13 protein-coding genes are annotated in these 12,969 nt (G+C 42.6%); 12 read left to right on the top strand and 1 reads right to left on the bottom strand.

Annotated features, from left to right (window positions below; genetic code table 11):
- Positions 1–12 precede the first annotated feature (12 nt).
- The 11 genes from secF (at position 13) to BXY41_RS09680 (ending at position 10,650) form a co-directional block, all read left to right on the top strand.
- Positions 13–2,175 carry a protein translocase subunit SecF gene (secF, locus tag BXY41_RS09725; protein ID WP_104436628.1) on the top strand — a complete coding sequence of 721 codons (2,163 nt, stop codon included), beginning with the start codon at positions 13–15 and terminating at the stop codon, positions 2,173–2,175.
- Between the two features lie 296 nt (positions 2,176–2,471).
- On the top strand, positions 2,472–3,479 hold the full coding sequence (locus BXY41_RS09720) for a sugar ABC transporter substrate-binding protein (RefSeq protein WP_170072301.1): 1,008 nt from the start codon (positions 2,472–2,474) through the stop codon (positions 3,477–3,479).
- Positions 3,480–3,531: 52 nt separating this feature from the next.
- Positions 3,532–5,040 (top strand): sugar ABC transporter ATP-binding protein, encoded by a 1,509-nt coding sequence (locus BXY41_RS09715; RefSeq protein ID WP_104436626.1) that lies wholly within the window; start codon positions 3,532–3,534, stop codon positions 5,038–5,040.
- A complete protein-coding gene (locus tag BXY41_RS09710) occupies positions 5,034–6,041 on the top strand; it encodes an ABC transporter permease (RefSeq protein ID WP_104436625.1) in 1,008 nt (335 codons plus the stop codon). The genes BXY41_RS09715 and BXY41_RS09710 overlap by 7 nt, the downstream gene beginning before the upstream one ends.
- 36 nt (positions 6,042–6,077) lie before the next feature.
- Positions 6,078–6,890 (top strand): thiamine pyrophosphate-binding protein, encoded by an 813-nt coding sequence (locus tag BXY41_RS09705; RefSeq protein ID WP_104436781.1) that lies wholly within the window; start codon positions 6,078–6,080, stop codon positions 6,888–6,890.
- Positions 6,891–6,892: 2 nt separating this feature from the next.
- A complete protein-coding gene (locus BXY41_RS09700) occupies positions 6,893–7,828 on the top strand; it encodes a transketolase family protein (RefSeq protein WP_104436624.1) in 936 nt (311 codons plus the stop codon).
- Positions 7,825–8,463, top strand: coding sequence for an RpiB/LacA/LacB family sugar-phosphate isomerase (locus tag BXY41_RS09695; RefSeq protein WP_104436623.1), 639 nt, complete (start codon positions 7,825–7,827; stop codon positions 8,461–8,463). Before BXY41_RS09700 ends, BXY41_RS09695 begins: the two co-directional genes overlap by 4 nt.
- 10 nt (positions 8,464–8,473) lie before the next feature.
- Positions 8,474–8,851, top strand: a complete 378-nt coding sequence (locus tag BXY41_RS09690) for a VOC family protein (protein ID WP_104436622.1) — start codon at positions 8,474–8,476, stop codon at positions 8,849–8,851.
- A 32-nt stretch (positions 8,852–8,883) separates the two neighbouring features.
- Positions 8,884–9,537, top strand: coding sequence for a fructose-6-phosphate aldolase (gene fsa, locus BXY41_RS09685; protein WP_104436621.1), 654 nt, complete (start codon positions 8,884–8,886; stop codon positions 9,535–9,537).
- A gap of 190 nt (positions 9,538–9,727) precedes the next feature.
- The gene (locus BXY41_RS27150; RefSeq protein ID WP_341457824.1) at positions 9,728–9,817 is read left to right on the top strand and encodes a putative holin-like toxin; all 90 of its coding nucleotides are present in this window, start codon (positions 9,728–9,730) and stop codon (positions 9,815–9,817) included.
- Between the two features lie 320 nt (positions 9,818–10,137).
- Positions 10,138–10,650 (top strand): ferritin, encoded by a 513-nt coding sequence (locus BXY41_RS09680; protein ID WP_104436620.1) that lies wholly within the window; start codon positions 10,138–10,140, stop codon positions 10,648–10,650.
- 162 nt (positions 10,651–10,812) lie between these two features.
- Here the strand turns inward: BXY41_RS09680 and BXY41_RS09675 are convergent, their stop codons facing one another.
- Complete coding sequence (locus BXY41_RS09675) at positions 10,813–11,730, bottom strand: LysR family transcriptional regulator (protein ID WP_104436619.1); 918 nt, start codon at positions 11,728–11,730, stop codon at positions 10,813–10,815.
- 286 nt (positions 11,731–12,016) lie between these two features.
- Between BXY41_RS09675 and BXY41_RS09670 the strand changes: the two genes are divergently transcribed.
- Entirely contained in the window at positions 12,017–12,961 is a 945-nt protein-coding gene (locus BXY41_RS09670) for an ABC transporter permease (protein ID WP_104436618.1), read from the top strand.
- Positions 12,962–12,969 lie beyond the last annotated feature (8 nt).

The following is a 12,969-nucleotide window of genomic DNA, read 5'->3' as shown; positions in this document are numbered from 1 at the left end:
TGAGGAAAACTTATGAAGCCAGGAAAGAAAATGCTTGCTGCAATATTTTTAGGAATTGCAGCCATCGTTTGCATTGCTATATTTGGAGCAGGAGATAGTATTAAAGGAATCTTTGATATGCGGTTTGGTATCGATATACGGGGAGGCGTAGAAGCTATATTCGAACCCCAGAACTTAGACCGTAAGCCTACAACTCAGGAACTGGAATCGGCAAGGGAAGTCATTGAAAGCCGTATGGACAGCCAGAACATTGCTGACCGTGAAGTAACTGTGGATAAAGAGGCTGGTTATATTATTGTACAGTTCCCATGGAAATCAGGGGAAACAGATTTTAACCCGGAAGATGCAATATCTGAGTTAGGTGAGATGGCAGAACTGACCTTTAAGGACCCGGATGGAACTGTTTTAATTCAGGGTAAAGATGTTGAAAAGGCCACTCCTCAGACGAATACATCCAATGGAATCAAGACATACGTAGTAGCTCTCAGTTTTAACAGCAATGGATCAAAGCTGTTTGAAGATGCCACCGGAAAACTGATTGGTAAAAGAATCGGAATTTATATGGATAACAATCTGATTTCCAATCCTACGGTGCAGAATCAGATATCAGGTGGACAGGCGGTAATCACTGGTATGCAGAACTACGAGGAAGCCAAGGCTCTGGCTGAGAAAATTAATGCCGGTGCTCTTCCTTTCTCCTTAAAAACAACCAACTTTTCTACCATTAGCCCATCCCTGGGAAACAATGCTCTGTCAATTATGGTTTATGCCGGACTGGCTGCATTCATCGTGATCTGTCTCTTTATGATCGTGTTCTATAAAATGCCAGGTATTGTTGCATGTGTTACACTGCTTTTACAGATGGTGATTCAGATGCTGGCAGTTTCCATTCCCCAGTATACACTGACCCTTCCGGGAATCGCAGGTATTATCCTGACACTTGGTATGGCAGTGGATACCAACATTATTATTTCAGAGCGTATTTCAGATGAATTAAAGAAGGGATCATCGGTAAAGGGAGCTGTTGTTTCCGGTTATAAGAATGCATTTTCATCGGTACTGGATGGTAATGTGACAACTGCTATTGTAGCAGTGATCTTAATGATCTTTGGATCAGGAACCATGCTGAGTTTTGGTTATACCCTGCTGGTTGGTATGGTGGTAAATCTTCTGATTGGTGTATCCGTATCCAAACATATGATACTGTCAATGATTCAGTCTGATTTCTGGAGAAATGAAAAACGGTTCCGAATCAGAAAAGATAAAAATACCATACCGTTCTATCAGAAAAAATATATATTTGCAATTATCTCAGGATTTGTTATCCTGTCCGGTATTGCGGGCTGCTTCTTCTATGGAGTGAAACTGGATACCCAGTTTACAGGCGGTGCAGTTCTGTCTTATTCCGTTTCTGAACAGGCAGATACCGGTAAAATACAGGAAGCCATTGAAAAAGAAACAAAGCGTCCCGTAACCGTTCAGATTAAAGAAGACAATATGACCGGATTAAAGAGGCTGTCTGTTACACTTGCCGGAAATGCAGGTATGTCACCGGAGGAGCAGAAGTCCATTACTGATACAATTAACAGTACCATTGGCAAAAATGATGCAAAGCTGTCTGAGACATTTGTCGTAGAACCATATATTGGTGCAAAAGCGCTTAGGAACGCCGCTGCCGCCATTATCCTGTCACTGGTCTTTATTGTTGTATATGTGTGGATCCGTTTTTCCGTTATATCCGGTCTTTCTGCCGGAATTACAGCAATGATTGCCCTGGTTCATGATGTTCTTGTGGTATTCTTTGCATTTGTATTGTTCCAGATTCCGTTAAATGATGCTTTCGTCGCGGTAGTGCTGACGATCATCGGTTACTCCATTAACGATACTATCGTAATTTACGACAGAATTCGTGAAAACAGAAAACACGATTCCAAAATGCCGGTGGATACTCTGGTTAACGTAAGTACAACCCAGACACTGGGAAGATCCATTAATACTTCCGCAACAACTGGAATTTGTGTATTAATTCTTATGGTGGCTTCTGTGTATTTCCATATTGAGTCCATCATGGAATTCTCACTTCCTATGTTCTTTGGTATCCTGACTGGATGCTATTCATCAATTTGTGTGGCAGGTACCCTGTGGGCAATGTGGGAGAAAAAGAAAGGTAAATAATAAGATATCAGGCGAAGGCCGGGTAGTCAGTTAATCTGACTGCCTGGCTTTTTTTTGATTGTAAGACAAAATTGCATGATGGTGTATGACTGCCTTTTGTCTGTTTTGCATAATTTTAAAAATAATGTTGACAAATTTCGAGTAAAGATGTATTATGAATCTACAATATTGTATGACAGCATACAATAAAAGCGAGCCCGGGAAGCTTAAAAGAATGATATCATACAATGTTATCAACAAATGTAACAAAAAATGTATGGAATTTGACAACTAAACGTGTTGAGAGGTGGATTATTATGAAAAAAGTAATTGGAATTGTATTATCAGCTATGATGGCAATCTCTTTGACTGCCTGCAGTTCGACTGCAGACAATACAGCTCAGACTCAGAGTGAGGCGCAGACAACTGCAGCTGTCACATCAGAAGCAAAAGGGACGGAAGCAAAAGGAACAGAACAAAAGCAGAAACCAGTTAAAATCGGAGTTTCCGCACCGGATTTAACCAATGTATTCTTTATTCAGATTAAAGAGGCAATGCAGAAATCCCTTCAGAATCCGGAAGATGAGCTCATCATACAGGATGCAGGCGGAGATCAGAACAAGCAGATGAATGACGTTATGGATATGATCAATCAGGGGTGTGACGTAATCTGTATCTCAGCAATTAACTCCGAAGGCGTAAGGGCAACACTGGAAGCATGTAAGGAAGCCGGAATTCCGGTAATTGCATTTAATACCGCGGTAAAAAATCCGGAACTGGTTCAGTGTACCGTTGTTTCCGATAATCTGGAAGCAGGAAAGCTTTGTGCACAGGCACTGGCTAAAGCATTAGATGGAAAAGGCAAAGTAGTTGAAATTACATACAGTACAACAGAAGTTTGTTATAACCGCCAGTTGGGCTTTGAACAGGAAATGAAAAATTATCCTGGAATTGAAATCATTCAGACAAAAGACGTTGAGAAACCAAAGTCTGATTATTCCCAGCCGATTATGGTTGATTTTATCAATGCCAATCCAGTCATTGACGGCGTATTTACAATCAATGATCCCACTGCCAGAGGAGCAATTGCAGCATTAAAAGAAGCTGGACGTCTGGATAAGACCAAGGTTGTATCTGTAGATGGATCAGATGAAGGAAAAGGATTTATCCGCTCTGGTGAGATGGTAGCATCTGCTGCCCAGGATCCGGCTGGAATCGGAGCCACCTGTATGGAAAGTGCATACAGACTTCTGTCTGGTAAGACAATCGAAGAGAAGGTAGTGGTACCCATGTCTATTATTACGGAAGAAAACGTTGGTAAGTAATCCGTTAACACTTTGACCCGAAGCGATGAATGCAGAACAGGAGTAGAAAAACATGTCAGACGCATATGTTTTTGAGATGAAAGATATTACAAAAGCATTTGGCCGCAATGTTGTGCTTGACGGAGTCAGTATTTCCATAAAGCCCGGAGAAGTCCGGGCTCTTATGGGGGAGAATGGTGCAGGAAAGTCAACGCTGATGAAAATTTTAGGCGGCATAATCAGTTCAGATTCCGGTACGATTTTCATGAACGGAAAAGAGGCTTCCATCAAGCATGTAGAAGATGCCAGAGCCTTCGGCGTCAGCTTTATCCATCAGGAAATCACCAATATTCCGGAGATGACCATTGCTGAGAATATTTTTCTTGGAAGAGAACCGAAGAATCATTTAAAAATGGTGGATTACCGGAGAATGAAAAAGGAGGCCCAAAAGGCTCTTGATGCCCTGGGACTGAAACTGGATTCCGGAATGCTCATTCGTGGCTTGTCCGTAGCCCAGCAGCAGATGATTGAGATTGCAAGAGCTGTCAGCGAAGGGGCGAAAATTTTAATTCTTGATGAACCAACTGCTTCTTTATCAAAAAGTGAGACTGACAATCTGTTTTCCCAGATTGCCCGTTTAAAAAAGGCCGGAGTTGCCATGATTTACATTTCCCACCGTATGGAAGAGACCTTTAAGGTATGTGATTCCGTTACTGTGCTTCGGGATGGTAAATTCATCGGAACCAGGCAGACCAGTGAAACAACGGAAAACGAACTGATCAGCATGATGGTGGGACGTGAGTTTAACAATATGTACGGGAATGAGCGCGTCATTGGGGGCGATGTAATCCTGGAAGTAAAACATTTGACAACCGATAAAGTTACTGATATCAGCTTTACATTGAAAAAAGGGGAAATACTTGGATTTTCCGGACTGGTGGGAGCTGGGCGTACAGAGCTGGCACTGGCAATATTCGGAATTGACAGCATACAGTCAGGCGAAGTCTGGCTGGAGGGAAAACAGCTTACAATCAAAAAACCGAAGGATGCCATTTCAGCAGGCATTGCCCTTGTACCGGAAGAGCGCAAGGAGCAGGGGCTTTTTCTGGGGCACAGCATTGCAACCAACCTGACTTTTCAGGTACTTTCTGAATATATACAGCGGTTACAGGTAAATAAGAAAAAAGAGAAGAGTATTGTTGATGAATTTAAGCAGAAGCTTTCTATTAAGATGGCTTCAACTGAACAGACTGCGGGAGAATTATCCGGCGGAAACCAGCAAAAAATCGTCATATCAAAGTGGCTGGCTGCAAAGCCCAAGGTCCTGATCCTGGACGAGCCTACAAGGGGAATTGATGTGGGGGCAAAGGCTGAGATTTATAAACTGATGCATACCCTGGCTCAGGAAGGGGTTTCCATCATTATGATTTCTTCGGAGCTTCCTGAAATTATTAACAATTCCAGCCGGATCGCCGTTATGAGGGAAGGCTGCCTGGCGGGAATCATCGATCAGACAGTAACGGAAAGCTCGCAGGAAATGATCATGTCATATGCAGTGGGAGGAGAACATACAACATGCTAAGCAAGAAGAATCAACCGGAGACAGACCAGTTAAAAGCACCGGGTCTCTGGAATACCAATCCCTTTCTGATCTGGCTGAAACGAAATATGGCAGCCATGATCGCCCTGGTTTTCTTATGCGTCTTATTATCATTCACAACCGATACCTTTCTTGTGAAAAATAATTTATTCAGTGTTTTACGCCAGGTGTGTGTGAACTGCTTTATTGCTTTTGGAATTACCTGTGTCTTAATCTGCGGAGGCATAGATTTGTCAGTGGGTTCTGTTGTGGCAGCAGCCGGAGTAATCGCCGTACGATGCGGAAATGGAGGACTTCCACTGATCGCAGTATTTTTAATTCCTCTGTTATTTGGAGCAGTTATCGGCTTTATGAACGGCTTTGTAATATCCCATACCACACTCCCTCCCTTTATTGTCACACTGTCCATGCAGATTATCGTCCGTGGTGTCAGCTATATTTTAACTGGCGGACAGCCTGCACAGTCCAATAACGAAACATTTAACAACATGGGAGTTGGAAGCTTTCTGGGAGTGCCAATCCCTGTTATCTTTGTAGGCGTAGCTTTTGTAATTCTGTATTTTATTATGAACCGCACCTCCTTTGGGCGTCATGTCTATGCGACAGGCGGTAACAAAGAGGCGGCCAAATATGCAGGTGTAGATACCAGATGGATTCAGGTAAGAGTCTATGTCATGAGTGCGGTTATGGCTGCACTTGCCGGAGTGGTTCTGGCAGCAAGACTTTACTCCGGTCAGCCCTCAGTGGGAGAAGGATTTGAGCGTGATGCCATTGCAGCTTCTGTACTTGGCGGAACCAGTTTTAACGGAGGAATTGGTACCTTAGGGGGTACGGTAGTTGGTGTTCTCATCATTGGTGTTTTAAATAATGGAATGAACCTTCTTAAAATCAGCAGCTACTGGCAGTTTGTGGTAAAAGGATTTGTAATTCTGGGTGCAGTATACGTGGATTATTTAAAGAAGAAAGGTTCTATGAGAAAATAAATATTTACATAGAAGAGACGGAGGCATAAGGACATGATGGACATAGATGAATTAAAGAAGATATGCAGGGAAATCCGTAAGGATATTATTAATATGACTGCCGATGCAGCCAGCGGTCATCCGGGAGGCTCTTTATCGGCAGTAGAGCTGATGGCAGGGCTCTTTTATACTCAGATGAAAGTAGATCCTGAGAACCCGGATATGGAAGACCGTGACCGGTTTGTGTTAAGCAAGGGCCATGCAGCACCCTGCTATTATGCAGTGCTTGGTGAGATGGGATTTTTTGATAAGGCAGAGTTTAAGAACTTCCGTCAGCTTCACAGCATTCTTCAGGGTCATCCGGATGCCAAAAAAGTGCCTGGTATCGACGCCTCCACAGGTTCCCTGGGACAGGGGATTTCCATAGCAGTGGGCATGGCTCTGGGCGCAAAGGCGCAGAAAAAGGATATTAAGGTCTATGCTCTGTTAGGGGACGGAGAGTTACAGGAAGGCCAGGTTTGGGAGGCATGTATGGCAGCTGCCAACTATCATCTTGACAATCTGACCATTATCATTGACAACAACGGTCTGCAGATTGACGGAACCAATGATCAGGTCATGTCTTTGGGAGATTTATCTTCTAAATTCAAAGCATTTGGTTTTCAGGTACTGGAGCTTCCAGATGGAAATAATTTAGAAGAAGTACTGGCAGCATACTCCATCAGTACCATGGAAGGAAAACCAAAATGCATTCTGGCTCACACGGTAAAAGGAAAAGGCATTTCCTTTATGGAAAATCAGGTTGGCTGGCATGGGAAAGCACCAAATGAAGAAGAAAGACAGCAGGCATTAAAGGAACTGGAGGCATAGACATGAGTGAATTAAAAGCAATCAGAGTGGCATACGGCGAAGCCCTTGCCAGTCTTGGAGAAGAAAATGAAAAGGTGGTTGTACTGGATGCGGATCTGGCTCATGCAACCATGACAGCAACCTTTGGATCAAAATTCCCGGAGCGTTTTTTCAATGCAGGAATTGCAGAAGCCAATATGGTGGATATGAGTGCAGGACTGTCTACCATGGGATACATTCCTTTTTGCAGTACCTTTGCCGTATTTGGGGCAGGACGTGCCTATGAGCAGGTGCGTAACGGAGTTGCTTACCCTAATTTTAACGTAAAGCTTGGTATGACTCATTCCGGAATCACTCTGGGAGAGGATGGCGGAAGCCATCAGGCAATTGAAGATATGGCTCTGATGCGTGTAATTCCAGGTATGACCGTAGTGGTTCCCTGTGACGCCAATGAGACTCACCGTGCCGTAAAGGCCGTTGCTGATATGAAAGGCCCGGCATATTTAAGGCTGGCAAGACTTCCAAGTCCGGTATTTGAAGAGGATATGCCTTTTGAAATCGGGAAGGCAAATGTGCTGAAAGAAGGAACGGAAGCAGTTGTATTTGCCTGCGGAATTATGGTAGCGACTGCCCTGGAATGTGCAAAACGCCTGGAGTCAGAAGGAATCAGTATTACGGTGGTTAACATGCATACCATTAAACCAATTGATCAGGACTGCATTTTAAAATATGCTTCCGGCTGCAATCATGTCATAACAGTAGAAGAGCACAGCACCATTGGCGGACTGGGAGATGCAGTAGGAGAAGTTCTGTTAAACAATAAGTGCAATGTGTCCTTTAAAAAGATCGGAGTGGAGGACCGTTTCGGACAGTCAGGAAAACCGGAAGATCTCTTAGAAGAATACGGACTCAGTGAAAAACAGGTATATAATCAGATAAAAGGAGTGTTAAACAGATGAAAATAGCATTGATTAATGAAAACAGTCAGGCTGCTAAAAACGGAATCATTTACGCCAGTTTAAAGAAAGTGGCTGATACAAAGGGCTATGAAGTGGATAACTACGGTATGTATTCTCCTGAAGATGGCTGCTCCCTTACCTATGTGCAGAATGGAATCCTGGCAGCAATCCTGTTAAATTCTAAAGCAGCGGATTACGTAGTGACCGGCTGCGGAACCGGACAGGGAGCCATGCTGGCATTAAACAGTTTCCCGGGAGTGATCTGCGGTCTGGTAACGGATCCAAGTGACGGCTACATGTTTGCCCAGATCAATGATGGAAATGCCATTGCCATGCCATTTGCAAAGGGCTTTGGCTGGGGAGCAGAGCTGAATCTGGAATACGCCTTTGAAAAACTGTTCTCTGAAGAGAGCGGACAGGGATATCCAAGAGAGCGGGCAGTTCCGGAACAGCGCAATAAAAAGATTTTGGACGGAGTGAGAGAGAACAATTTAAAGGATCTGATTACCTGCTTAAAAGGACTGGACCAGGATCTGGTAAAGGGTGCACTGGGCGGTGAGAAGTTCAAAGAACTGTTTTTTGAAAACTGCAAAGATGCATCAATACTTGAGTATGTAAAAAGTCTGCTTGCTTAGGAGCTGAGTGATGATAAAGAATACACCGTCAGGAATTGCCCATGTGGCAATTCCCACAGATGATCCGGAATTAACCGTTTCCTTTTATGAGAATCTGGGCTTTAACCGACTGGTTGACCATGGCGTCAGAGGAATGCTTCAGTGTCAGACCTGTGTGATTGAGTATTATCCCAGACGTCAGGAGGAAAAACCAGCTGGCTGTATCGATCACATCGCCCTGACCTGTGAACATCTGGACGAAGCATATGAGGAAATTCTGGCACAGGGCCACCAGATAATTACAAATGGAATTGAATCCAATGAGATGTTTGCTCCACGAACCAACCGTTTCTTCCTTTTTAAAGGCCCAAATGGAGAAAAGATTGAATTTTGCAAAATTGACGAATAGATGAGAAGACCGGAGGGAAAAGGAGAACTGTCATGAGATTTTTTGTTGATACGGCAAATACGGAAGATGTAAAAAAGGCAAATGATATGGGAATTATCTGCGGAGTAACCACCAACCCATCCCTGATTGCCAAAGAAGGAAGAGATTTTTCAGAAGTAATTAAAGAGATTGCTTCTATTGTAGATGGCCCCATAAGCGGTGAAGTAAAAGCAACCACAACGGATGCGAGTAACATGATCAGCGAGGGAAGGGAAATTGCAGCCATTCACCCTAACATGGTAGTGAAGATCCCTATGACAGCAGAGGGATTAAAAGCAGTAAAGGTTTTAAATGCAGAAGGTATCAAAACAAATGTAACTCTTGTATTTTCGGCTGCCCAGGCTCTGCTGGCTGCCCGTGCAGGAGCAACCTATGTATCGCCGTTTTTAGGCCGCCTCGATGATATCTCCATGCCGGGTATTGATTTAATCCGGGACATTATGGAGATTTTCACCCAGCATGGAATTGAGACGGAGATTATTGCAGCAAGTATCCGAAATCCCATTCATGTGATTGACTGTGCAAAGGCAGGGGCGGATATTGCTACGGTTCCTTACGGGGTACTGGCACAGATGATCCGCCATCCGCTGACTGATCAGGGAATTGATAAATTTGTTGCTGATTATAAGGCTGTATTTGGAGAATAGCTTAGAAAAAAGAACGGGACTGTGATAGTTTCGTTCTTTTTCATAGCTTATTAATCTCTGTCGTTTTTTTGTATCATAATTAAATATTGTAGGTATTGGAAATGTATGGTAATATGCTATCAGGAGTAACCGAATACAGGGTGGAACCTTCCAGATTTTATGTCTTTATGTCGTAATAAGATGGGAGGTGATGCAAATGGATATATACCAGACTTTAAGCACATTGTTTTCAGGTGGTACATTCCTGATTGCATTGCTTACATATATAGCAAAAAAATAGCCTACCCTGACGCGACCAGGATAGGCTGGCTCATGGCTACATGAGCAGTTAGTCAATCATGGGAGCTTCCACCTTGTGTGGCGGTTACTCTTTTGTAATTCAAATATACCACATTAGAGGCAGAGTTGTAAAGTGTAATTAATATGTTTAGCTTTAAAACATGTCAATATTTTATGTATATCATATTGAAAAATTTCATCAAAGATGTTAGAATATAGCAATAAACAAGTTGAAATATTTGATAGTAACTAAATTAATATGAAATATTGGACAACCTTGTTTATTAAAATGATTTTTATATTATAAAGGAGGATTCGATTATGCTTAACAAAGAGATTGTTGCTAAGATAAACAAACAGATTAATTTTGAACTTTACTCCGCATATGTATATCTGGATATATCAAACTATTATGCAGACCAGAATTTAAATGGGTTTGCAAACTGGTTTAAAATACAGACTCAGGAGGAGCGGGACCATGCAATGCTGTTCATGGATTACCTTCTTCAGAACGGAGAAAAGATTGTTCTTTCGGATATTAAGGCCCCTTCCTTCGCTTTCACTGATTTCCGTCAGCCGGCCATGGAAGCTTATGAACATGAGATCAAGGTAACAGCTTCCATTCATGACATTTACGGAGCTGCTTATGAAATAAAGGATTTCCGTACCATGCAGTTTCTTGACTGGTTCGTAAAGGAACAGAGTGAAGAAGAAAAGAATACGGATGAGATCATTAAGAGATATGATTTATTCGGTAATGATGCAAAGGGACTTTATCTCCTGGATTCAGAGCTGGCAGCCAGAGTCTATACTCCGCCTACGCTGGTGATCTGATTTTTCAGGCAGAGGTTTAGAAATTAAATAAGGTAGAACCCCTATAGGCAAGGGAAAAACAGTTTAAAAAAAGAAGGATTCTTCAGATGGAAGAATTCTTCTTTTTTTGTGTCTGTCGGGCACATATACTAATTCAATGTCTTTAACTTAAGATCACCATTTTTAAAAATGGTTCCAATTGGTATTTACATATGCTTTAGCCAAATCGATCAGACATTTATGAGGCGGTGTCATAATTAAATCCTTTCGGTAAAGAATTGAATGAATTCTATACAGTTTCGGTTCCAGTGAAAAGCAGGTGATCATCTTGTGAGGAGGCTGATATTCAACCGGAATAAATCCCACCCCGATGTTACTGGATACCATATCACAAATAGACTGGACATGGGAAGTCATGCAGGCAACAGTGGGGTTAAACTCCACCGTTTCAAAAAAATCTTCAATCAGATACCGGATACAGGATCCTTTATGCTGCAGAATGAAAGGGGAACCTTGAAAATGTTCCAGAAGCTGTGTACTGGTAAGAGGACGCTGGCGGTTTCCGCTGGTTTTCTGACAATAGGGATGGCTGCTGGGAGCGGCAAAGACAACCTCTTCTTTCTTCAGCTCAATGCTCTGGCCTCTGTACTGTTCAAGAGAATTGGCAGTTACAAATGCCAGGTCTATTTCACCTTTTGAAATAAAATTACTGGTGGATCTTAGATTATCGTCTGACAGAACAAGTTCCACCCTCGGATAATACTTGCGGAAATCAGCCAGGATGCAGGAGAGCATTTGCATGGCGCTGGAGGCTGAGGTACCAATACGGATCCGGCTTGAATTTGATACTCGTTTTATATCTTTTTCCAGATTTGTGGTTAAGGAAATCACTTTTTTTGCGTATTCTGCGTAAAGGCCTCCAACCGGAGTCAGGGAATAGGTACCGCTTAATCTTTCAAATAGCGGTGAACCCAGTTCCAGTTCCTGCTTGGTGAGAAACTGGCTGAGAGTGGGTTGTGATATGTATAGTTTTTTAGCTGCTTTCGTCATATTTCCAGTTTCAGCCAGCGCGAGAATATATTCCAGATATCTGATGTCCATGGCAAACCTGCTTTCTTTTGTGCAAATTATGATTATAGGCAATGACTATAGTAAAAATAGGAAGGGGTTATTGGAAAAAATGTATAAAGAAATATATAATTAGAACTTGAAAGTAGTTAAAATTTATATTCAAAAGGAGATGACGCGATTTATTATATAAAACATTTATATTTTTATTATAACAAAGTATCGCTATAATGAAAACACTAAAATCAACAGAATGTAAAAAGAGTTATGCAAGGAGGGAGGAATATGGCAGGTTATAAGTTCCTGCTATAAAGTTTAAATGAAAGCATACATAATAAAACGTACCGGACAGATGATACTGATTATTTTTCTGATATCCATCTTTACATTTATGCTGGTATCGTTAATTCCCGGTGATCCTGTATATGCCATGCTGGGTCAGGAGGTATCCCAGGAAGAATATCAGAGGGTGTTTCATGAATTAAAATTGGATCAGCCGATTATCAGCAGGTATTTCAGCTGGCTGTCGGGTGCGGTCCAGGGGGACTGGGGACAGTCCACCCAGTTTCATAAAAGCACTTTGGAAATTATAAATGAACGGATTCCAATTACCTTGTTTTTTTCAATCAGTGCATTTATCATAAGCATTCCCCTGGGAATCCTGTTTGGTGTGATCAGTGCAGTATACAGGGGAAGACCGGCGGATACGGCAGTTACTCTGGTCGCTAACATAACAGCCTGTCTGCCCCAGTTCTGGATTGCACTGTTAGTCATGTATGTATTTGCAATGAAACTGGGCTGGCTTCCTTCTTACGGCTTTACCTGGTTTTATGAAGATCCGGTGACTGGAATCAGACAGACTGTTATGCCGCTGTTTTGTCTGGCACTTGGAGGAATAGCTACAGTGACCAGGCAGACACGTTCCAGTATGCTGGAAGTCATCCGGCAGGATTATGTCAGAACTGCGAAAAGCAAGGGATTGTCACAGCAGAAGGTCATCTATGTGCATGCTCTTAAGAATGCCCTGATACCAGTTATCACCATACTTGGAATGCGCCTTGGTTCCATGCTGGCAGGTTCCATGTTTGTGGAATCTGTGTTTAACATTCCGGGAATGGGTTCTTTATTTGTTAAAGCCATTCAGTCAAGAGATATACCGGTTGTTCAGGCATGCGTGCTGGTCACCGCGCTGGTATCCTGTATCATCAACCTTTTGACGGATATTCTGTATGCGGTGGTTGATCCGAGAGTCAGGTTTGAATAGGGAGGCAA

Origin of the sequence: Lacrimispora xylanisolvens (genome assembly GCF_002934545.1) — a bacterium.
GTDB lineage: Bacteria > Bacillota > Clostridia > Lachnospirales > Lachnospiraceae > Lacrimispora > Lacrimispora xylanisolvens.
Note: the sequence above shows the minus strand (reverse complement) of the source record. Positions and strands in the feature narration are given on the sequence as shown.